Here is a 21,013-nt window from a genome sequence, read left to right on the forward strand (position 1 = left end):
GAGGTGCCACCAGAACGTAGCCGGATCGCGGCCCAATGGCCGGTTCCGTAGCGCTTTCGTTGTTCTACCGCGAGCAAAACGAGCAGAACAGGGTTCGTGCCCTCAACCCGCACAGCGCTCACAAGGCTGTCTCCGCGGGGCGCGCCGCCCTTACCGTCCAGCACCTGCCGCCCCGAGGGACCGCGGGGCGGACGAGCCGGGCACAGGAGGCACCACGATGAACAGCGGGACGCTCGACACTACGCACAGCGGCACCCCACCGGGCCGGAATCCGGCCATCGAGCTGCGCGGCGCGAGCAAGGTGTTCCGCACCCCCTCGGGCGCGGAGCACACGGCCGTGCGCGACCTCGATCTGACCGTGGGGCGCGGCGAGTTCGTGGCCGTGGTGGGACCCACGGGCTGCGGGAAGTCGACCACCCTCACCCTGGTCAGCGGGCTGGAGGAGCCGACCGAGGGCGAGGTGCTCATCGGCGGCGACCCCGTGACCGGGATCCGGCCGGAGGTCGGGTTCGTCTTCCAGCAGGACGCGGTGTTCCCCTGGCGCACGGTCCTGTCCAATGTGATGGCCGGCCCGCGCTTCCGCGGCGTGCCGAAGGCCGAGGCGCGGGAGCGCGCCCTCGACTGGCTCGGCCGGGTGGGGCTCGCGGCCTTCGCCGACCGCTATCCGCATCAGCTCTCCGGCGGCCAGCGCAAGCGCGTGGCGCTCGCCCAGACCTTTGTCGGAGACCCCTCGATCCTGCTGATGGATGAGCCGTTCTCGGCGCTCGACGTGCAGACCCGCGCACTGATGTCGGACGAACTCCTCGAACTGTGGGGCGGCGGGCAGCCCGGCGGAACGGCCGCCTCCGTCGTCTTCGTCACCCATGACCTGGAGGAGGCGATCGCGCTGGCCGACAAGGTGGTCGTGATGACGGCCGGCCCGGCCACCGTGAAGGAGGTCTTCCCCGTCCGGCTGCCCCGGCCCCGGAAGGTCGAATCCATCCGTCTGGAGGCGGAGTTCGTCGAGATCTACCGCGAGATCTGGTCGTCGCTCGGCGAAGAGGTCCGCATCACCCGGGAGAGGGGTGCCGACCGTGTCGCATGAGCCGATCCCGGCCGATTCCGCCGTCGCGCCGATGGCCGCGCCGAAGCGTGCCACGGGCCGTACGGAAGCCCGGGCCAGGGCCGCCCGGCACCGGAAGCTGCTGGTTCTCGCGGCGCGGGTGCTGCTGCTCGCCGTGGTGCTCGCGGCCTGGGAGCTGATGGCCCGCCACAAGGTCATCGATCCCTTCAACTTCTCGATGCCGTCGAAGATCTGGGACCAGATCGTGCAGTGGACGGCGCACGGCACCGCGCAGGGCTCGCTGGGCGAGCAGATCTGGTACACGCTCTACGAGGCCCTGTTCGGCTGGATCATCGGGGTGACGGGCGGGGTGGCCCTCGGCATCGCGCTCGGCCGGGTGCGCTTCCTGGCCGATGTCCTCGGCCCGTACATCAAGATCCTCAACGCGCTGCCGAGGATCGTCCTCGCGCCCATCTTCGTCATCTGGTTCGGCCTGGGGCCCGCGTCCAAGGTCGCCTCGGCCGTGGTGCTGGTGTTCTTCCCGGTCTTCTTCAACGCGTTCCAGGGGGCGCGGGAAGTGGACCGCAATCTGGTCGCCAACGCCCGCATCCTGGGCGCGAGCAATCGCCGGGTGACCCTCCAGGTCGTCGTGCCGTCCGCCACCTCCTGGATCTTCACCAGCCTGCACGTGAGCTTCGGCTTCGCGCTGATCGGGGCGATCGTCGGGGAGTACATCGGGGCGACGAAGGGGATCGGGCTGCTCGTCTCCGCCTCCCAGGGGACGTTCAACTCGGCGGGGGTGTACGCGGCGATGGTCGTCCTGGCCGTGGTCGCGCTGGTGGCGGAGGGGCTGCTGACGTTCGCGGAGCGGCGGCTGTTCCGCTGGAAGGCGGTCGATCCGGGAGCGGGCGGCTGAGGCCGCCGCCCGGCCCGCACGGGCCGGGCCCGGCGCCCTCCACCCCACCCCTCACGTAAGGAACAGCAGCCATGCGTTCGAACAGCAGCACCCGCCGCCTCCGTCTCGCGGCCGCCGCCGTGACCCTCGCCACCGCCCTCACCGGATGCGCCGACGAGGTGTCCGGAAACGGTGCGGACTCCGGCGGCGGCAAGACCTCGGGGGACACCGTGAAGATCATGGTCGGCGGCCTCGACAAGGTCATCTACCTGCCGGCGGTCCTCACCCAGCGGCTCGGCTTCTTCCAGGAGCAGGGTCTCGACGTCCGGCTCCTCACCGAACCGGCCGGAGTGCAGGCCACCACCGCCCTCGTCGCCGGCGAGGTCCAGGGCGTCGTCGGCTTCTACGACCACACCCTCGACCTCCAGGCGAAGGGCAAACAGGTGGAGTCGGTGGTCCAACTGGCGCAGACCCCGGGCGAGGTGGAGATCGTCTCCAAGAAGGCGGAGGACGGCCTCACGTCACCCGCCGACTTCAAGGGCAGGAAGCTGGGCGTCACCGGACTCGGCTCGTCCACCGACTTCCTGACGAAGTATCTGGCCGTGCGGAACGGCGTGAAGGTCAGTGACTTCACCCCGGTCGCCGTCGGCGCGGGCCAGACCTTCGTCTCCGCGCTCCAGCAGGGCTCCATCGACGGCGGGATGACCACCGACCCGACCGTGGCGCAGATCCTCGCCCAGGGCAGCGGCAAGGTGCTCGTCGACCTGCGGACGCCCGAGGGCTCCCGGGCCGCGCTCGGCGGGCTCTACCCCGCGTCGAGCCTCTACATGAACACCTCGTGGGTGAACGGCCACAAGGAGACCGTGCACAAGCTCGCGGGCGCCTTTGTGAAGACCCTCGCGTGGATGGCCGCGCACAGCCCCGAGGAGATCGCCGCCAAGATGCCCGCCGACTACGCCAGGGGAGGCAAGGAGCTCTACGTCCAGGCCGTCAGGAACACCCTGCCCATGTTCACGCGGGACGGTGTGATGCCCGCCGACGGGCCGAAGACCGTGCACGACGTGCTCAAGGCGTTCAACCCCACGATACGGAACGCCGACATCGACCTGGAGAAGACCTATACGACGGAGTTCGTCAGGAAAGCGGGGTGACGGACACGACGTCCATGCGCGCCGGGGTGCCGGGCGTCCGGCCGCAGCTCTCCGGGCGGGGCGGCTCGGCGGCACCCTGCTCGACGAGGACCCGCCAGGAGCGGCCGTCGGTGTGGGCGACGGTCACGGACCAGTGCGCGGCCGAGCCGTCGACGGGCTCGGTGCCGGTCACGTCCAGGGCGTCGGCGCCGTCCTCGCCGGTGAGTTCGCGGACGGCCAGCTCGGCGGCCTGCCCGGGGCGTCCCCACGCCGAGCGGCCACGGCACTGCTCGGTCACGACCCGGCCGTCGCGCGCCGCTTCGAGAACGTCCTTGACGCCGTGCGCGGTCACCCGCCCGTACGCGTAGCCGTAGGGGAGGACGAAGAGGGTCGGCGCGAAGCGGTGGCCACCGATGTGGGTGACCTCCCAGGTCTCGATGCCGCCCGCGCTGACCAGTTCGGCGGCGAGCGGCCTGCCGAGCAGGGCGCAGCAGCGGTCGCGCTTGCCGTTGGTGCAGACGAACACCAGCGGGTCACCGTCGTACGGCTCCCACAGCCCGCCGTGCTCGCCCGCACCGAGCGCGTCGAGGTCCAGCGCCGCCAGCGCGGCCGGGTCGGCCGATTCTGTGGTGCGGATCCAGGAGCGGCCCGGCGCGGTGTGGGCGACGAACACCCGCTGCGTGGTGGGCCGGCGACAGTCGGCGTGGCGGCCGGGGCGCCGGATCAGGGCGATCCGTACGCCGGTGCCCGCCGCGGCTTCGTTCAGCGCGCGGCCGACGGCGGGGTCGAGGTGGCTGGTGGCGAGCGCGTCGGCGCCCCAGGGGCCGGGCTGTTCGAGCAGCAGCCAGGTCCGGGCGGTGGCGGCGGTGCCTGCCAGCGGCTCGGAGAGTTGACGGGAGACGGTCGCACACGTGCTCACGAAGGTTAGCCTAACCTGGGTTGCTGTAGATCGTATGCAGAACGGCGGCCCGGGCGGAGTCACCGCCCCTGGAACCATGTGCCTCTGCAAGCCTTGAACGCGCCTCACGGCAGCGGCTGCGGCGGCCTCGGTCCGCAGTAGTGACCCGTCGGGCGGAGGCGCAGCGGGCGTTCCGCGTACTCCTCCAGGGCGTGTGCGATCCAGCCCGCCGTGCGCGCGACCGCGAAGACCGTCTCGCCCGCCTCGGGCGGCATGCCCGAGGAGACCGACAGGACGGCCAGCGCGAGGTCCACGTTCGCGTGCAGGGACACATGGCGGGCCGTCGTGGCCTCGACCTCCCGGGCCGCCGTCAGAGCGCGTCCGGCACCCGGCACCGCCTCCAGCCGGGCGAAGAGCGCGGTCGCCCTCGGGTCCGCCCCGGGGTAGAGGCGGTGGCCGAGCCCGGGTACGCGCCTGCCGTCCCGCAGGTGGTCCGCCACCACCGCGCCGGCGCTGCCGCGCTCCAGCACCTCCGTCAGCATCCGGTGGGCCAGGCCGCTCGCCGCGCCGTGCAGCGGCCCCTCCAGCGCGCCGAGCCCCGCCGAGACCACGGCGTACGGATGGGAGCGCGCGGACGCCGCGACCCGCACCGCGAGCGTCGAGGCGGCGAGGTCGTGGTCGATCAGCAGGACGAGCGCGGCCTCCAGGGCGCGCAGCGACGCCTCGTCCGGGGCGCGTGACGTCAGCCGCGACCACAGGCGCGGCGCGAGCCGGTCGTCGGCGCCCGCCTGCGGACCGGCGGGCGGCAGGGCGTCGACCAGCGTCGGGATCAGGCCGCGCGCCGTGCCGAGCACGGTCGCCGGGGACAGGTCGAAACGCAGCGGATCCGCGGTCGCCGCCGCGATCGCGGCCACCCGCAGCCGGTCGGTCGGCCCGCTGTGGGCGGGCAGCGCGTCCACGGCGCGCCTCGCCGCGGCGAGCGTCTCCCCGGGTGCGGTGAAGCGGATGCCACGCCGCAGCTCACCGGTCCACAGCCAGTCGGCCACCTCCTCGTACGCGTGGCGCTCGGCGAGCGCGGTCGCGTCGACGCCGCGGTAGAAGTACCGGCCCTTCTCGATGAGCGTGATGCCCGTACGGATCGCCGTCTCGCCGCCGAACGTCGGCTCCCGCCTGCCGCGCCGGGCGAGCGCGTCGACCTCCCGCGCGTCGAAGGTGCTGCCCCGGCCGCCGGGGCCGCGGCGGCTGGAGAGCTGGCCGCGGCTCACATACGCGTAGACCGTCTCGGGTTTGACGCCCAGCCGCTCGGCGACCTCACGGGTGGTCAGCCGCCCCCCGTCGTCGTCGCCCGCCACCGCGCCGTCCGTCACATGATCCGCCATGGGTCACACCGTAGCGGGCCGTACATATTGATTCAATCAATGTTGACAGCTGTTGAATCAAGGATGGACAGTCGTATCAAGATTCGAGGGATCGAGGAGACACCGCAATGCCGATCACCGAGGTACCGCGCGGACTCGCGGGCGTCGTCGTCACCGACACCGCCCTGGGCGACGTCCGCGGCCGCGAGGGCTTCTACCACTACCGCCAGTTCTCCGCCGTGGAGCTCGCCGGGAGCCGCTCCTTCGAGGACGTCTGGCACCTGATGTTCCGGGGCGCCCTCCCCGACGCGGCACAGCGCGCCGCCTTCACCGCCGAGACCGCCGCCCTGCGCCGGCTCCCCGCGGACGTGCGCGACGCCCTGCCCGCCATCGCCCGCTCCTGCGCGCCGTCCGGCCCGCTCGCCGGGCTGCGCACCGCCCTCTCGCTGCTCGGTGCCTTCGCCGGGCTGCGCCCGCTGTACGACACCGGCGTCGCCCGGCGGGAGGCCGACGCCCTCGCCGCCTGCGCCGCCGTCCCCACCCTGCTCACCGCGCTCCACCGGCTCGGCCGGGGGCTCGCGCCCGTCGAGCCGCGCGACGACCTGTCGTACGCCGCCAACTACCTCTACATGCTCGACGGGCGCGAGCCCGAGCCCCGGCGGGCCCGCGCGATCGAGCGGTATCTGATCTCCACCGTCGACCACGGCTTCAACGCCTCGACGTTCACCGCCCGCGTCATCGCCTCCACCGGCGCCGACCTCGTCGCCTGCCTCGGTGGCGCCGTCGGAGCCCTGTCCGGACCGCTGCACGGCGGCGCGCCCAGCCGCGCCCTGGACACCCTGGACGCCATCGGCACCCCGGACCGCATCGACCCCTGGATCCGGGAACGCGTCCTGGCCGGCGACCGCATCATGGGCTTCGGGCACCCCGTCTACCGCACCGAGGACCCGCGCTCACGGATGCTGCGCTCCATTGCGCAGGACTTCGGCGGCCCCCTGGTCGACCTCGCGGTCGAGGTCGAGGGAAGGGTCGAGGCGATCCTCGCCGAGCTCAAGCCGGGGCGCGAACTGCACACCAACGTGGAGTTCTACGCCGGGGTCGTCATGGAGCTCTGCGGGCTGCCGCGGGAGATGTTCACGCCCACGTTCTGCGCGGCCCGCGTGATCGGCTGGAGCGCCAATATCCTGGAGCAGGCGGAGGACTCGAAGATCATCCGCCCGGCGGCCCGCTATGTCGGCCCGCCCCCGCCGCAGCCGGTCCCCGCTGCGCCCGACCTGTGACGGAGGCTGCCTCTTGGCGAAACGACAGATACCGGTCATCGTGCTGGCGGGCTTCCTGGGGTCCGGCAAGACCACCCTGCTCAACCACCTGCTGAGCCACAGCGGGGGCAGCCGGATCGGCGTGGTCGTCAACGACTTCGGCAGCATCGAGATCGACGCGATGAGCGTCGCCGGACAGGTCGACTCCATGGTCTCCCTGGGCAACGGATGCCTGTGCTGCGCCGTCGACACCAGTGAGCTCGACGGATTCCTCGACAAGCTCGCCCGGCCGGCCGCCCGGATCGACGTCATCGTCATCGAGGCCAGCGGACTGGCCGAACCGCAAGAGCTCATCCGCATGATCCTCGCCAGCGACAACGAGAGCATCGTCTACGGCGGCCTGGTCGAGGTCGTGGACGCCGCCGAGTTCGCCCGCACGCGCGACCGGCACCCCGAGATCGACCGCCACGTGGCCATCGCCGACCTCGTCGTCCTCAACAAGGCCGACCGGGTGGGGGAGGAGGACCGCCGGGCCGTTCTCGACGAGCTCGCCCGGCTCGCGCCCGGCAGGCCCGTCCTGGAGGCGGTCCACGGGCGGGTCGACCCCGAGCTCCTCTTCGACCGCAAGCCGCGGGAGCCGGAGACCCCGGGCGCGGTACGCCAGCTGTCCTTCGAGGACCTCGTGCGGGAGGAGGCCGAGCACGGCCACGACTGCGGGACGCACGACTGTGGCGGGGACTGCGCGGGGGGCAGCCCCGGCCACCGTCATCTGCACGCCGCGTACGACAGCGTCGCCTTCACCGCCGCGGAACCGATGGACCCGCGGCGGCTGATGGACTTCCTCGACAACAGGCCGGAGGGCCTGTACCGCATCAAGGGCTTCGTCCACTTCGGGGCGGACGGGCACCGGCGGACGCGGTACGCGGTGCACGCGGTGGGCGACTTCCTGCGCTTCTACGCCGCCCCGTGGGGACGGGCGGAGGAGCGGGTCACGCAACTGGTGCTGATCGGCACGGGAATCGACGCAGACGCCCTGCGGGTGGCACTGGAGGGGTGCCGGCGCGTCGAGCCGCGGGACGCTGACGAGAACGCGATGTGGGGGGTCCTGCGGTACGCGCAGGGGTGACGTCCGGTGGAGGGCGCGCCCCTGCGAGGCGCGCCCTCCACCGCTCCGGCCACTACACCGGGCCCGCCACCACCGCCACCGGCTTCGTCAGCGGCGTGCCCGAGCCGTCGCGGCGCGGGTCGGGCTCCGGGAGGTCGGCCGGGGTGCCGTTGGCCGCGGCCGCGCGGGCGGGGGACGGGCCCGCCCACGCCATGACGAGACAGTCCTCGCCCTTGAGGAAGCGCTGGCAGCGCACGCCGCCCGTCGCCCGGCCCTTGCGCGGATACTGGTCGAACGGCGTCAGCTTCGCCGTCGTCTCCGAAGCGCCCAGCAGCGTGCCGGCCGCACCGGCCACCGTGAACACCGCCGCGTCCACCGCCGGGTCGATCGCGGTGAAGGAGATCACCTTCGCCCCCGCCGACAGCTTGATGCCCGCCATGCCGCCCGCCGGACGGCCCTGCGGACGCACCTGCCCCGCCGGATAGCGCAGCAGCTGCGCGTCGTCCGTGATGAAGACCAGGTCCTCCTCGCCCGTACGGAGCTCGACCGCGCCGACGATGCGGTCACCGTCCTTGAGGGTGATGACCTCCAGCTCCTCCTTGTTCGCCGGATAGTCCGGGACCACGCGTTTGACGACGCCCTGCTCCGTGCCGATCGCGAGGCCCGGCGAGGACTCGTCCAGGGTGGTGAGACACACCACCCGCTCGTCGTCCTCCAGCGTCAGGAACTCCGAGACGGGGGCCCCGCCCGACAGGCTGGGCGCCGCCGCCGTCTCCGGCAGCTGCGGCAGGTCGATCACCGCCAGGCGCAGCAGCCGGCCCGTGGAGGTCACCGCGCCCACGTCCGCGCGGGCCGTCGCCGGGACCGCCGAGACGATCACATCGTGCTTGACGCGCTTGGCGGCCCGCTCGCCACCGTCGTCGGGGAACGGCTCGCCGCCCGCCGTACGGGCCAGCAGCCCGGTGGAGGAGAGCAGCACCCGGCACGGGTCGTCCGCGACCTCCAAGGGCACGGCCGACGCCGGGGAGCCCGCCGACTCCAGCAGGACCGTCCGCCGGTCGGTGCCGAACTTCTTCGCCACGTCGGCCAGTTCGTTGGACACCAGCTTGCGCAGCTCCGCGTCGGAATCGAGGATCGCGGTCAGCTTCGCGATCTCGTCGTTCAGCCGGTCGCGCTCCGACTCCAGCTCGATCCGGTCGAACTTCGTCAGACGGCGCAGCGGGGTGTCGAGGATGTACTGCGTCTGGATCTCGGAGAGCGAGAAGCGCGCGATCAGGCCCTCCTTGGCCTGCGCCGCGTTCTCACTCGATCTGATGATTCTGATGACCTCGTCGATGTCGAGGAGCGCCACCAGCAGACCCTCGACCAGGTGCAGCCGGTCCCGCCGCTTGGTGCGCCGGAACTCGCTGCGCCGCCGCACCACCTCGAAGCGGTGGTCGACATAGACCTCCAGCAGCTCCTTGAGACCCAGGGTCAGGGGCTGCCCGTCCACCAGCGCGACGTTGTTGATGCCGAAGGACTCCTCCATCGGCGTCAGCTTGTAGAGCTGCTCCAGCACGGCCTCGGGGTTGAAGCCGTTCTTGATCTCGATGACCAGACGCAGGCCGTGGGAGCGGTCCGTGAGGTCCTTGACGTCGGCGATGCCCTGGATCTTCTTGGCGCCGACCAGGTCCTTGATCTTGGAGATCACCTTCTCCGGGCCGACGGTGTAGGGCAGCTCGGTGACGACGAGGCCCTTGCGGCGGGCCGTCACGTTCTCCACGGCGACCGTGGCACGGATCTTGAAGGTGCCGCGGCCCGTCTCGTACGCGTCGCGGACGCCGTTCAGCCCCACGATCCGGCCGCCCGTGGGCAGGTCCGGGCCGGGGACGAACCTCATCAGGGTGTCGAGGTCGGCACCCGGGTGCTTGATCAGGTGGCGGGCGGCGGCCACGACCTCGCCGAGGTTGTGCGGCGGCATGTTCGTCGCCATGCCGACCGCGATCCCGGAGGCGCCGTTGACCAGGAGGTTCGGATAGGCGGCGGGGAGCGCGACCGGCTCCTGCTCGCTGCCGTCGTAGTTCGGCGCGAAGTCGACGGTGTCCTCGTCGATCGACTCCGTCATCAGCGACGTCGTCGCCGCCATCCGCGCCTCGGTGTAGCGCATCGCCGCGGGCGGGTCGTCATTGCCCAGCGAACCGAAGTTGCCGTGGCCGTCGACCAGCGGCACGCGCATCGAGAAGGGCTGGGCCATGCGCACCAGGGCGTCGTAGATGGACGCGTCACCGTGCGGGTGGAGCTTGCCCATCACCTCGCCGACGACGCGTGCGCACTTCACATAGGAACGCTCCGGACGCAGGCCCATCTCGTTCATCTGGAAGAGGATGCGGCGCTGGACGGGCTTGAGACCGTCCCGGGCGTCGGGCAGGGCGCGCGAGTAGATGACCGAGTAGGCGTACTCGAGGAAGGAGCCCTGCATCTCGTCGACGACGTCGATGTCGAGGATGCGCTCCTCGAAGTCGTCCGGCGGCGGGGTCTTCGTGCTGCGGCGGGCCATCGCGGCTGCTGCTCCTTCGATCGATTGCCGAGGCGGGATGCTGACGCCGACCATTGTGGACCGCCCCACCGACAACGCCGACAACCGACCCGTCCGTAAGAGCGCACCGCACCGGGAACTTCGCCAGATGTCAGCGCGCTTGCATACAGTGAACAGGACTGTTCATCACGCGAGTCGTCGCGAACCATCGCGAGCCTCCACGCGGGATTTCACGCGATCGAAGGGACGTACATGCCCATGGGTCACACGGCCACGCAACAGGCCGGTTCCAGCGGCCTGACAGCGACCGAGCACCGCCTGGCCAATGGCCTGCGGGTGGTGCTCTCCGAAGACCACCTGACCCCGGTCGCCGCCGTCTGCCTCTGGTACGACGTCGGCTCGCGCCACGAGGTCAAGGGCCGCACCGGCCTCGCCCATCTCTTCGAGCACCTTATGTTCCAGGGCTCGGCCCAGGTCAAGGGCAACGGCCATTTCGAGCTGGTGCAGGGCGCCGGCGGTTCGCTCAACGGCACCACCAGCTTCGAGCGGACCAACTACTTCGAGACCATGCCGGCCCACCAGCTGGAGCTGGCCCTGTGGCTGGAAGCCGACCGCATGGGCTCGCTGCTCACCGCGCTCGACGACGAGTCCATGGAGAACCAGCGGGACGTCGTCAAGAACGAGCGCCGCCAGCGGTACGACAACGTCCCCTACGGCACCGCCTTCGAGAAGCTGACCGCCATGGTCTTCCCCGACGGCCACCCGTACCACCACACCCCGATCGGCTCCATGGCCGACCTGGACGCCGCGTCCCTGGAGGACGCCCGTGCCTTCTTCAGCACGTACTACGCGCCGGGCAACGCCGTCCTGTCCGTCGTGGGCGACATCGACCCGGAGCAGACCCTCGCCTGGATCGAGAAGTACTTCGGCTCCATCCCCGCGCACGACGCCAAGCAGCCGCCGCGCGACGGCGCCCTGCCCGACACCATCGGCGAGGAGCTGCGCGAGGTCGTGCGCGAGGAGGTGCCCGCGCGCGCCCTGATGGCCGCCTACCGCCTCCCGCACGACGGCACCCGTGACGCCGACGCCGCCGACCTCGCGCTGACCGTCCTCGGCAGCGGCGAGTCCTCCCGGCTCTACAACCGCCTGGTCCGCCACGACCGCAGCGCCGTCGCCGTGGGCTTCGGCATGCTGCGGCTCGCCGGTGCGCCCTCGCTCGGCTGGCTGGACGTCAAGGCGTCCGGCGGCGTCGAGGTGGCCGACATCGAGGCCGCCGTCGACGACGAGCTGGCCCGCTTCGCGGCCGAGGGGCCGACCCCGGAGGAGATGGAGCGCGCCCAGGCACAGCTGGAGCGCGAGTGGCTGGACCGGCTCGCCACGGTCAGCGGCCGGGCCGACGAACTGTGCCGCTTCGCCGTGCTGTTCGGCGACCCCCAGCTCGCCCTCACCGCGGTGGAGCGCGCCCTCGACATCACCCCGGAGGAGGTGCAGCGGGCCGCCAAGGCCAGGCTGCACCCCGACAACCGCGGGGTGCTGGTCTACGAGCCCACCGCCCCCGCCGACGAGAACGCCGCGCACGACCTGAACGACGAGGAGACGGCCCAGTGAGCGACGCCGTGGCCACCGGCACCATGACCTTCCACCCGCGGCCGCGGGCCGGCGAGGCGACCCCCTGGGCCTTCCCGGCCCCCGAGCGCGGCACCCTGCCCAACGGCCTCACCGTGCTGCGCTGCCACCGTCCAGGCCAGCAGATCGTCGCCGTCGAGATCAACCTCCTGGCGCCCCTGGACGCCGAGCCGGAGGGCCTCGACGGGGTCGCCACCATCATGGCGCGCGCCCTGTCGGAGGGCACCGACAAGCACACCGCGGAGGAGTTCACCGCCGAGCTGGAGCGCTGCGGCGCCACCCTCGACGCCCACGCCGACCACCCCGGCGTCAGGGTCTCCCTGGAGGTGCCGGCCTCCCGGCTCGGCAAGGCCCTCGCCCTGCTCGCGGACGCCCTGCGCGCCCCCGCGTTCCCCGACGGCGAGATCGAGCGGCTGGTGCGCAACCGCCTGGACGAGATCCCGCACGAGCTGGCCAACCCCTCCCGCCGCGCCGCCATGGCGCTCTCGAAGAACCTCTTCCCGGCCGACGCGCGCATGTCGCGCCCCCGCCAGGGCACCGAGGAGACCGTCGAGCGCATCGACGCCGCCGCCGTGCGCGCCTTCTACGAGGCGCACGTGCGGCCCGCCACCACGACCGCCGTGGTCGTCGGCGACTTCACCGGCGTCGACCTCGAAGCGGTGCTCGCGGACTCCCTGGGCGCCTGGACCGGCTCCGCCGCCGAGCCCCGGCCCGTGCCGCCGATCACCGCGGACGACACCGGCCGCGTGGTCATCGTGGACCGCCCCGGCGCCGTCCAGACGCAGCTGCTGATCGGCCGGATCGGCGCCGACCGGCACGACCGCGTCTGGCCCGCCCAGGTGCTCGGCACCTACTGCCTCGGCGGCACCCTGACCTCCCGTCTGGACCGCGTCCTGCGCGAGGAGAAGGGCTACACCTACGGCGTGAGGTCCTTCGGCCAGGTGCTGCGCTCCGCACCGGAGGGCACCGGCGCGGCCATGCTCGCCATCAGCGGCTCGGTCGACACGGCCTCCACCGGCCCTGCCCTGGAAGACCTGTGGACGGTGCTGCGCACCCTCGCCGCCGAGGGCCTGACCGACGCCGAGCGGGACGCCGCCGTGCAGAACCTCGTCGGTGTCGCGCCGCTGAAGTACGAGACCTCGGCCGCCGTCGCGGGCACGCTCGCCGACCAGGTCGAGCAGTACCTCCCGGACGACTTCCAGGCGCGGCTGTACGAGCGCATGGCGCAGACGGGCACCGTGGAGGCGACGGCCGCCGTCGTCAACGCCTTCCCGGTCGACCGGCTCGTGACCGTCCTCGTCGGTGACGCCGCGGCGATCGAGGAGCCCGTCAAGGCGCTCGGGATCGGCGAGGTCACCGTCGTCAGCGGCTGATGCCCGAGGGCGGCTGGCGCCCGACGGCAGAGGTCTGACGCCGGGTGACATCGGCCACCAGGGAGGCGCGCGGGGCCAACGGGCCCCGCGCGCCTCCCTTATGTCCGATTTAGTGGACTGGTTGCGCATCTCGACTGTGGCGTACGCCACAAATTGGTGCTTCTGTTTGCCGTTCGAAAGTGACGGCGTCTAGCGTCAGGGCGGCTGCCCGTCAGATGTGAGTCGCATCCGCGGCCCCGGACAGTCATCGCCGAGTCCCCGTACGGCGCGAGCCAGGGGAGCCGGGGACCCACATGTCCCTGGGGTGAATCGGGCCCCTCTCCGGAGGGATCCGTAGGAGACCTTCCTGCTCCGAACCCGTCAGCTAACCCGGTAGGCGAGAAGGAAGGAAAGGATCAGCCGTACCCATGGCGTTCACTCGTCCCACCGGTAAGCACCGCCGTCCGAGCCGCGCCGTCCGCGCCGGGGCGAACGCAGCGGGCATAGCCACCCTCGCGGCCACCGGTGTCATGGCGGGATTCGCCGCTCCGGCACTCGCCGCCACCGACGACGCCCCGCGCGTCGAGGACACCGGCCTCACCCAGGCCATCGTCATCGGCGACGACACGGCCGACCGCGTCGGCGAGCAGGCCGAGATCCAGCGCAGCTCCGCGGACGAGACCGCCGCCCGCCTGCAGGCCGAGGCCGCCGCCAAGAAGCAGGCCGCCGAGGTCAAGCAGAAGGCCGACGAGGCCCAGCGCAAGCTGGACGCCGAGCGCAAGGAGCAGGAGCGCGCCGCCCGCGAGCAGGAGCGCAAGCGCCTCAACGCCTACGTCGCGCCGATCGACGGCTCCTACGTCTCCACCGGCTACAAGGCCTCCAGCGGCCTGTGGTCCTCCGGCAGCCACACCGGCGTCGACTTCCACGCCGAGTCGGGCACCTCGGTGCACGCCGTGGGCGCGGGCACCATCGTCGAGGCGGGCTGGGGCGGCGCCTACGGCAACAACGTCGTCATCCAGCACAGCGACGGCACCTACACGCAGTACGGCCACCTGTCGTCCATCGACGTCAGCGTCGGCCAGACGGTCACCCCGGGCCAGCAGATCGGCCTCTCCGGCGCCACTGGCAACGTCACCGGCCCGCACCTGCACTTCGAGGCCCGCACCGGCCCCGCGTACGGCTCCGACATCGACCCGGTCGAGTACCTGCGGTCGCACGGCGTCAACGTCTGACGCACCGTACGGACCGTCTTTCACGGCCGTATCGCGGAGTTCCTCCGCAACCGGGCCCCGGTCACCGACCGGGGCCTTCGTGTTGGCCAAAAAATACCGATGACTTCACCGGCGCCATCGGAAATTCCCGGCGCCTGCAATAGAGTCGCCCGACAGGCGTCAATCGGCCGCGTTTCGCGGGGGTCAATGCGGAGGTTCACCCATGCGGGGCCGTACGTGAACGGCTATGACAACCCGGTGCCGGACAGCCGCGGAATTCCCACGCAGGCCGTGTGCGCCGCGATCCGTGACGACATCGTCTCCGGCGCGTTCCCGCCCGGCAGCAGGCTCATCGAGGAGCTGCTCGCCCGCCGCTACGGAGTCTCCCGCGTGCCCGTGCGCGAGGCCCTGCGCACCCTCGCCTCCGAGGGGTTCGTGACCACGCGCCGCCACGCGGGCGCCTGCGTCGCGGAACCCACCGAACACGAGGCCGCCGACCTGCTCGACGTCCGCGCCCTGCTGGAGCCGCTGGGCGCCGCGCGCGCCGCGCAGCGCCGTACCGAGGCGCACCTCAAGGTGCTCCGTGGCCTGGTCAGACTCGGTCTGGAGCGCGCGCGGGCCGGCCGGGCCGGCGAACTGCGGCCCCTGGACGACTGGTTCGACGAGACGCTCGCCCAGGCCACCGGCAGCCCCAGCCTCGCCGCGCTGCTCACCCAGCTGCGACTCAAGATCGCCTGGGTGTACGTGGCGGAGCCGCCCCTGCGGCCGGTGCGCACCTGGGAGGCGCACGGCGCCCTCGTCGACGCGATCGCCCGGGGCGACGCCGACCGCGCGCGGGCGCTCGCCGCGACGCGCGCCGACCGCGCGCCGGGCGAATACCGGCTGCGCAGGCCCGCCCGCCAGGCCCGGGTGCGGAATCCGAAACAAACGGTGCGCACCGCGGCGGCCAGTTCCTGACAACAGGCCGTTATCCGGGGTGTGTTGCCGCCCTGTTGCCGATGGAATTCACGCGGGGCGCGCACGGCGCGAAACCCGGCCCGGAGAGGCGCGATACCGGCCGCGGGGAAGCGCGGAAAACGAAGAGGCCTCGGAAAACGGACAGCGGGGCCGCGGTGGCCCCAATCGGCCGCCGCGGCCCCGCCGCGCGGGATCGCTGACGAATCAGACGGTCTCCGGGAGCTCCTCGAGACCCTCGGCGACCAGCTTCGCCAGACGGTCGAGAGCCGCCTCGGCGCCCTCGGCGTCCGAGGACAGCACGATCTCCTCGCCACCCTGGGCGCCCAGGCCCAGCACGGCCAGCATGGACGCGGCGTTGACGGGGTTGCCGTCGGCCTTGGCGATCGTCATCGGGACGCCCGCGGCCGTCGCCGCACGGACGAAGATCGACGCGGGACGAGCGTGCAGGCCCTCGGCCCAGCCGACATTGACGCGGCGCTCAGCCATGGTGTTGCCCTTCAAGTCGTTATTGGTTGTCTAGACCAGTGTCTCACGGGGTCCGCGGTGCTCCGGCTGCCCCCACCTTCGCCGGTCCGGCCCACCCGCGCGAGCCGGACCGATTGTCGGTGCCCGGCCTTACGCTGGCCCCATGCAGACGCCGTCCGAGCACGCGTACCCGACCCACTGGGAAGCCGATGTCGTGCTGCGCGACGGCGGCACCGCACAGATCCGTCCCATCACCCCCGACGACGCGCAGCGCCTGACCAGCTTCTACGAGCAGGTCTCGGACGAGTCGAAGTACTACCGCTTCTTCGCCCCCTACCCCCGCCTCTCCGACCGTGACGTGCACCGCTTCACCCATCACGACTACGTCGACCGGGTGGGGCTCGCCGCCACCGTCGGCGGCGAGTTCATCGCCACCGTCCGCTACGACCGCATCGGCCCCCGCGGCCTGCCGTCCTCCGGCCCGGCCGACGAGGCGGAGGTCGCCTTCCTCGTCCAGGACGCCCACCAGGGCCGCGGCGTGGCCTCCGCCCTGCTGGAGCACCTGGCCGCCGTCGCCCGCGAGCGCTCCATCCGCCGCTTCGCCGCCGAGGTGCTGCCCGCCAACACCAAGATGATCAAGGTGTTCACGGACGCGGGCTACACGCAGAAGCGCAGCTTCGAGGACGGCGTCGTCCGCCTGGAGCTCGACCTGGAGCCCACCGACCGCTCCCTCGCCGTCCAGCGGGCCCGCGAGCAGCGCGCCGAGGCCCGCTCCGTGCACCGCCTCATCGCCCCCGGCTCCGTCGCCGTCATCGGCACCGGCCGCGAGCCCGGCGGCATGGGCCGCACCGTGCTGCGCAATCTGCTGGCGGGCGGCTTCACGGGGCGGGTGTACGCGATCAACCGGGCCTTCCCCGAGGCCCCTTCACGGCTCCAGCCCGAAGGGGTGCCCGCCCACCGCTCCGTCCTCGACATCGACGAGCCCGTCGACCTCGCGGTCGTCGCCGTCCCCGCCGAGCAGGTGCCCTCCGTCGTCGCCGAGTGCGGCGAGCACGGCGTGCAGGGCCTGGTCGTCCTCGCCGCGGGCTATGCGGAGAGCGGCGCCGACGGCCGCGACCGGCAGCGCGAGCTGGTGCGGCAGGCCCGCTCGTACGGCATGCGCATCATCGGGCCCAACGCGTTCGGCCTGATAAACACCGCCGCCGGGGTCCGGCTCAACGCCTCCCTCTCGCCCGAGCTGCCCAGCTCGGGGCGGCTGGGCCTCTTCAGCCAGTCCGGGGCCATCGGCATCGCCCTGCTGTCCGGGCTGCACCGGCGGGCCGCCGGGCTCGTCGGCATCTCCACCTTCGTCTCCGCGGGCAACCGCGCCGACGTCTCCGGCAACGACTTCCTCCAGTACTGGCACGACGACCCCGACACCGACGTCGTCCTCATGTACCTGGAGTCCATCGGCAACCCCCGGAAGTTCACCCGGCTCGCCCGGCGCACCGCGGTCCGCAAGCCGGTCGTCGTCGTCAAGGGCGCCCGCCACGGCGGCGCCGCCCCCACCGGGCACGCCGTGCCCACGACCCGGATCCCCGACGCCACCGTCTCCGACCTGCTGCGGCAGGCGGGCGTCATCCGCGTCGACACCGTCACCGAGCTGGCCGACACCGGCCTCCTCCTCGCCTCCCAGCCACTGCCCGCCGGGCCGCGCGTCGCCATCCTCGGCAACTCCGAGTCCCTCGCCCTGCTCACCTACGACGCCTGCCTCACGGACGGCCTGCGCCCCCAGCCCCCGTACGACCTCACCACCGCCGCCGAACCGGCCGACTTCCGCGCCGCCCTCGCCGACGCCCTGGCCGACGACGAGTGCGACGCCGTCGTCGTCACCGCCATCCCCTGGGTCGGCGACGCCTCCGCCGCGGACCTCGCGGGCGCGCTGCGGGAGGCGGTGGCCGCGTCCCCGGCCGTGAAGCCGGTCACCGTCGTCCACCTGGAGATCCCGGGCCTGGCGGAGGCCCTGGCGGCCCCCGTCGTGGACGGCTCGGACGCGTCGGGAGCGGTGCCCGAAGAGGGCGCTCCCGCCTCCGGCGACCGGCCTCCCGCCGTGCGGATACCCGCCTACCCCGCCGCCGAGCGGGCCGTGCGGGCGCTCGCCGAGGCCGCGCGGTACGCCCGGTGGCGGCGGCAGGCCGCCGAGCCCGGCCGGGTGCCGGAGTACGACGACATCGACGAGGCGGGCGCCGCCGCCGACATCGACGTGCTGCTGGCCGCCCACGGCGCGACCCCCGCGCCGCTCACCGGCCCGCGTGCCGTCACCCTCTCCGCCCCCGACACCCAGCGGCTGCTCGCCCGGTACGGGATCGCCGTGCTGCCCGCCCTGCCCGCCCCCGACCCCGAAAGCGCCGTCCGCGCCGCCCACCGGCTCGGCTTCCCCGTCGCCCTCAAGCCCACCGCCCCGCACCTGCGCCACCGCGCCGACCTCGGTGGCGTCCGGCTCGACCTGGGCGGCGAAGCGGAACTGATCCGCGCCTACGCCGAGTTGACCGAGCTGCTCGGCAAGCCCGAGGAGACCCGGTTCGTGGTCCAGTCGATGGCCCCCCGCGGCGTCGACACCGTCGTCCGGGCCGCCATCGACCCCGCGGCGGGCGCCGTGCTCTCCTTCGGCCTGGCCGGCGCGCCCTCCCTGCTGCTCGGCGACACCGCGCACCGGCTGGTCCCCGTCACCGACCGCGACGCCGCGGAGCAGATCCGCTCGATCCGGACCGCGCCGCTGCTCTTCGGCTGGCGGGGCACGACCCCGGTGGACACCAGGGCCCTGGAGGAGCTGCTGCTGCGCGTCTCCCGGCTGGTGGACGACCACCCCGAGGTCGTGGGCGCCGACCTGGAGCCGGTGATCGTCGCCCCCCACGGCGTCCACGTCCTGGGCGCGTCGATACGCCTGGCCCCACCGCCGGTGCGTACGGATCTGGGGCCGCGCAGCCTGCCGGTGGTCTGACCGGGCAGACCACCGGGCTCTTCGGCATGGGCCGGCCTCGGGCCCCCTCCCACCCCTGGCCCTGCGGGCCGCCTTTTCGGGTGCGGGTCCGCTTCCGCCTGCGGCGGAGCTCCCCCAGCTACCGCTGGGAGGTGCCCCCAGCGGGCGCGTCCTCAATCGCCGGACGGGCTGGGATTCGGTGCTCCTGAGTTCTTGCCTGCGGGCTGACCGTGCCACCTGCCGCCGGAGACTGATCGCGTGCTGCACATCGAGCCCGTGGGGGCACCTCCCAGCGGTAGCTGGGGGAGATTGAGGACACGCGGCGCAGCCGCGTCAGACGACCGGGGGCGACCGGGGACGCAAGGCCGGGCGGGCCTGCCGCGCCCCGTAGGATGGGCGTATGGCGAAGACCGGTACGACGACCCAAGGGCTCCGCGCGGCGATCGAGCGCAGCGGCTATTACCCGGCCCTCGTGGCCGAGGCGGTGGAGGCCGCCGTGGGCGGGGAGCCGGTCATGTCGTACCTGGTGCACCAGGAGACGACCTTCGACTCCAACGAGGTCCGCCGGCACGTCACGGTCCTGGTCCTGACGGAGAACCGCTTCATCGTCAGCCACACCGACGAGCAGGCCGCCGACGGCACCTCCCCCTCGCCGTACGCCACGACGTCCACGGAGTCCGTGAAGATCGACCGGATCTCCTCCGTCGTCCTCAGCCGCGTCGTCGCCAACCCCGAGGCCTACACCCCGGGCACCCTGCCCCGCGAGGTCGTCCTCACCATCGGCTGGGGCGCGGTGTCCCGGATCGACCTGGAGCCCGCGGCCTGCGGCGACCCCAACTGCGACGCCGACCACGGCTACACGGGCTCGTCCACCGCCGACGACCTGAGCCTGCGCGTCAGCGAGGCGGGCGACGGACCGGACACCGTCCGGCAGACCCTCGCCTTCGCCCAGGCGCTCTCCGAGGCGACCGCGGCGACCGCCCGCTGATGCCCCAGGTGACCACCGCGGGCCAGGCCTGGCACGACCCCGCCCCGCTCGACCCCCGCTCCGCGCCCCTCCCGCGCTACGGCACCGGCTCGCTCGCCGACCTGCTGCCGTCCGTCGCGGCCGGTCTGGGCATCCCCGGCATGAGCACCGGCCTGGAGCTCGCCCCCGCCGACCGGGTCTGCGTCTTCCTCATCGACGGCCTCGGCTGGGAGCTGCTGAAGGCCCACCCCACGGAAGCGCCCTTCCTGCACTCCCTGCTGGGCACGTCGATGAACGGCACCGGGCGGCCGATGACCGCCGGGTTCCCCTCCACCACCGCGACCTCCCTCGCCTCCGTCGGTACGGGCCTGCCGCCCGGCGCCCACGGCCTGCCCGGCTACACGGTCGCCGACCCGGCCACCGGCCGGCTGATGAACCAGCTCCGCTGGCGCCCCTGGACCGACCCGCACGTCTGGCAGCCCTACCCGACGGTCTTCCAGCTCGCCGACGCGGCCGGGGTCCACACCTGCCAGGTGTCCGCCCCCGACTTCCAGCACACCCCGCTGACGAAGATCGCGCTGAGCGGCGGCACCTTCCACGGCCGGCTCTCCGGCGAGGACCGGATGGACTTCGCCGCCGACCGGCTCGCCGCCGAGGACCGCGCGCTGGTCTACACCTACTACAGCGACGTGGACGGCAAGGGGCACCGCTTCGGCGTCGATTCCGACGAGTGGCGCGGCCAGTTGATGTACGTCGACCGGCTCGCCCAGCGGCTCGCCGAGCAGCTGCCGCCCCGCTCCGCGCTGTATGTCACCGCCGACCACGGCATGATCGACATCCCCTTCGACCCGGAGTCGCGCATCGACTTCGACGAGGACTGGGAGCTGCGCGCGGGCGTCGCGCTCCTCGGCGGCGAGGCCCGCGCCCGCCACGTCTACGCCGTGCCCGGCGCCGCCGCCGATGTGCTGGCCGTCTGGCGCGAGGTGCTCGGCGAGCAGATGTGGGTCGCGGGGCGTGACGAGGCCATCGAGGCGGGCTGGTTCGGCCGGCCCGGCGACGGCGTGGACGCCCGGGTCCACGGGCGGATCGGCGACGTGGTCGCCGCGGCCCGCGACGACATCGCCGTCGTCGCCACCGAGACCGAGCCGAACGAGTCCGCGATGGTCGGCCTGCACGGTTCCATGACGCCGGTGGAGCAGCTGGTCCCGCTCCTCGAAGTGCGTTCCTGACCCGCCCGCCCCCGTTTCCCCCCTCCTACGTACGAAAGGCATTGG

General features: G+C 72.9%; 16 protein-coding genes and 1 riboswitch. Of the genes, 12 read left to right on the top strand and 4 right to left on the bottom strand.

What is annotated here, in order from left to right:
• The first annotated feature begins 217 nt into the window (after positions 1-217).
• From DXZ73_RS30880 to DXZ73_RS30890, 3 genes are all read left to right on the top strand, one after another.
• A complete protein-coding gene (locus DXZ73_RS30880; protein ID WP_116214271.1) occupies positions 218-1,084 on the top strand; it encodes an ABC transporter ATP-binding protein in 867 nt (288 codons plus the stop codon).
• A gap of 31 nt (positions 1,085-1,115) precedes the next feature.
• On the top strand, positions 1,116-1,958 hold the full coding sequence (locus tag DXZ73_RS30885; RefSeq protein ID WP_116215973.1) for an ABC transporter permease: 843 nt from the start codon (positions 1,116-1,118) through the stop codon (positions 1,956-1,958).
• A gap of 71 nt (positions 1,959-2,029) precedes the next feature.
• Positions 2,030-3,088 carry an ABC transporter substrate-binding protein gene (locus DXZ73_RS30890; protein ID WP_116214272.1) on the top strand — a complete coding sequence of 353 codons (1,059 nt, stop codon included), beginning with the start codon at positions 2,030-2,032 and terminating at the stop codon, positions 3,086-3,088.
• On the opposite strand, the gene DXZ73_RS30895 is transcribed toward DXZ73_RS30890, so the two are convergent.
• Positions 3,072-3,986 carry a sucrase ferredoxin gene (locus tag DXZ73_RS30895; RefSeq protein WP_116214273.1) on the bottom strand — a complete coding sequence of 305 codons (915 nt, stop codon included), beginning with the start codon at positions 3,984-3,986 and terminating at the stop codon, positions 3,072-3,074. The genes DXZ73_RS30890 and DXZ73_RS30895 overlap by 17 nt on opposite strands.
• A 104-nt stretch (positions 3,987-4,090) precedes the next feature.
• The gene (locus tag DXZ73_RS30900; RefSeq protein WP_116214274.1) at positions 4,091-5,344 is read right to left on the bottom strand and encodes a citrate synthase family protein; all 1,254 of its coding nucleotides are present in this window, start codon (positions 5,342-5,344) and stop codon (positions 4,091-4,093) included.
• A gap of 107 nt (positions 5,345-5,451) precedes the next feature.
• Between DXZ73_RS30900 and DXZ73_RS30905 the strand changes: the two genes are divergently transcribed.
• A complete protein-coding gene (locus tag DXZ73_RS30905) occupies positions 5,452-6,603 on the top strand; it encodes a citrate synthase/methylcitrate synthase (RefSeq protein WP_116214275.1) in 1,152 nt (383 codons plus the stop codon).
• 13 nt (positions 6,604-6,616) lie between these two features.
• Complete coding sequence (locus DXZ73_RS30910; protein ID WP_116215974.1) at positions 6,617-7,708, top strand: CobW family GTP-binding protein; 1,092 nt, start codon at positions 6,617-6,619, stop codon at positions 7,706-7,708.
• 52 nt (positions 7,709-7,760) lie between these two features.
• On the opposite strand, the gene DXZ73_RS30915 is transcribed toward DXZ73_RS30910, so the two are convergent.
• The gene (locus DXZ73_RS30915; protein WP_116214276.1) at positions 7,761-10,223 is read right to left on the bottom strand and encodes a DNA gyrase/topoisomerase IV subunit A; all 2,463 of its coding nucleotides are present in this window, start codon (positions 10,221-10,223) and stop codon (positions 7,761-7,763) included.
• A gap of 237 nt (positions 10,224-10,460) precedes the next feature.
• Here DXZ73_RS30915 and DXZ73_RS30920 point away from each other — a divergent pair, with 237 nt between their 5' ends.
• The 4 genes from DXZ73_RS30920 (at position 10,461) to DXZ73_RS30935 (ending at position 15,348) form a co-directional block, all read left to right on the top strand.
• The gene (locus DXZ73_RS30920) at positions 10,461-11,810 is read left to right on the top strand and encodes a M16 family metallopeptidase (protein WP_116214277.1); all 1,350 of its coding nucleotides are present in this window, start codon (positions 10,461-10,463) and stop codon (positions 11,808-11,810) included.
• Between the two features lie 23 nt (positions 11,811-11,833).
• Complete coding sequence (locus DXZ73_RS30925) at positions 11,834-13,201, top strand: M16 family metallopeptidase (RefSeq protein WP_116215975.1); 1,368 nt, start codon at positions 11,834-11,836, stop codon at positions 13,199-13,201.
• Positions 13,202-13,439: 238 nt separating this feature from the next.
• Positions 13,440-13,595: riboswitch (cyclic di-AMP (ydaO/yuaA leader) on the top strand.
• 13 nt (positions 13,596-13,608) lie between these two features.
• Positions 13,609-14,412 (top strand): M23 family metallopeptidase, encoded by an 804-nt coding sequence (locus tag DXZ73_RS30930; protein ID WP_116214278.1) that lies wholly within the window; start codon positions 13,609-13,611, stop codon positions 14,410-14,412.
• 270 nt (positions 14,413-14,682) lie between these two features.
• Positions 14,683-15,348 (top strand): GntR family transcriptional regulator, encoded by a 666-nt coding sequence (locus DXZ73_RS30935; RefSeq protein WP_425315928.1) that lies wholly within the window; start codon positions 14,683-14,685, stop codon positions 15,346-15,348.
• Positions 15,349-15,552: 204 nt separating this feature from the next.
• On the opposite strand, the gene DXZ73_RS30940 is transcribed toward DXZ73_RS30935, so the two are convergent.
• A complete protein-coding gene (locus DXZ73_RS30940) occupies positions 15,553-15,834 on the bottom strand; it encodes an HPr family phosphocarrier protein (RefSeq protein WP_116214280.1) in 282 nt (93 codons plus the stop codon).
• Between the two features lie 142 nt (positions 15,835-15,976).
• On the opposite strand from DXZ73_RS30940, the gene DXZ73_RS30945 reads away from it, so the two are divergent.
• The 3 genes from DXZ73_RS30945 (at position 15,977) to DXZ73_RS30955 (ending at position 20,968) form a co-directional block, all read left to right on the top strand.
• On the top strand, positions 15,977-18,793 hold the full coding sequence (locus DXZ73_RS30945; RefSeq protein ID WP_116214281.1) for a bifunctional GNAT family N-acetyltransferase/acetate--CoA ligase family protein: 2,817 nt from the start codon (positions 15,977-15,979) through the stop codon (positions 18,791-18,793).
• 379 nt (positions 18,794-19,172) lie between these two features.
• Positions 19,173-19,760: a DUF5998 family protein gene (locus DXZ73_RS30950; RefSeq protein WP_116214282.1), complete on the top strand. Its 588-nt coding sequence runs from the start codon at positions 19,173-19,175 to the stop codon at positions 19,758-19,760.
• Positions 19,760-20,968, top strand: coding sequence for an alkaline phosphatase family protein (locus DXZ73_RS30955; RefSeq protein WP_116214283.1), 1,209 nt, complete (start codon positions 19,760-19,762; stop codon positions 20,966-20,968). Before DXZ73_RS30950 ends, DXZ73_RS30955 begins: the two co-directional genes overlap by 1 nt.
• The last annotated feature ends 45 nt before the right edge of the window (positions 20,969-21,013 follow it).

Origin of the sequence: Streptoverticillium olivoreticuli subsp. olivoreticuli, assembly GCF_003391135.1 — a bacterium.
GTDB lineage: Bacteria > Actinomycetota > Actinomycetes > Streptomycetales > Streptomycetaceae > Streptomyces > Streptomyces blastmyceticus.

What these genes read in the sequence shown, in the direction of transcription:
- DXZ73_RS30880 (WP_116214271.1), top strand. Translation starts at nt 218, where the DNA reads ATGAACAGCGGGACGCTCGACACTACGCACAGCGGCACCCCACCGGGC.
- DXZ73_RS30885 (WP_116215973.1), top strand. Translation starts at nt 1,116, where the DNA reads ATGGCCGCGCCGAAGCGTGCCACGGGCCGTACGGAAGCCCGGGCCAGG.
- DXZ73_RS30890 (WP_116214272.1), top strand. Translation starts at nt 2,030, where the DNA reads ATGCGTTCGAACAGCAGCACCCGCCGCCTCCGTCTCGCGGCCGCCGCC.
- DXZ73_RS30900 (WP_116214274.1), bottom strand. Translation starts at nt 5,344, where the DNA reads ATGGCGGATCATGTGACGGACGGCGCGGTGGCGGGCGACGACGACGGG.
- DXZ73_RS30905 (WP_116214275.1), top strand. Translation starts at nt 5,452, where the DNA reads ATGCCGATCACCGAGGTACCGCGCGGACTCGCGGGCGTCGTCGTCACC.
- DXZ73_RS30915 (WP_116214276.1), bottom strand. Translation starts at nt 10,223, where the DNA reads ATGGCCCGCCGCAGCACGAAGACCCCGCCGCCGGACGACTTCGAGGAG.
- DXZ73_RS30920 (WP_116214277.1), top strand. Translation starts at nt 10,461, where the DNA reads ATGGGTCACACGGCCACGCAACAGGCCGGTTCCAGCGGCCTGACAGCG.
- DXZ73_RS30925 (WP_116215975.1), top strand. Translation starts at nt 11,834, where the DNA reads ATGACCTTCCACCCGCGGCCGCGGGCCGGCGAGGCGACCCCCTGGGCC.
- DXZ73_RS30930 (WP_116214278.1), top strand. Translation starts at nt 13,609, where the DNA reads ATGGCGTTCACTCGTCCCACCGGTAAGCACCGCCGTCCGAGCCGCGCC.
- DXZ73_RS30940 (WP_116214280.1), bottom strand. Translation starts at nt 15,834, where the DNA reads ATGGCTGAGCGCCGCGTCAATGTCGGCTGGGCCGAGGGCCTGCACGCT.
- DXZ73_RS30945 (WP_116214281.1), top strand. Translation starts at nt 15,977, where the DNA reads ATGCAGACGCCGTCCGAGCACGCGTACCCGACCCACTGGGAAGCCGAT.
- DXZ73_RS30950 (WP_116214282.1), top strand. Translation starts at nt 19,173, where the DNA reads ATGGCGAAGACCGGTACGACGACCCAAGGGCTCCGCGCGGCGATCGAG.
- DXZ73_RS30955 (WP_116214283.1), top strand. Translation starts at nt 19,760, where the DNA reads ATGCCCCAGGTGACCACCGCGGGCCAGGCCTGGCACGACCCCGCCCCG.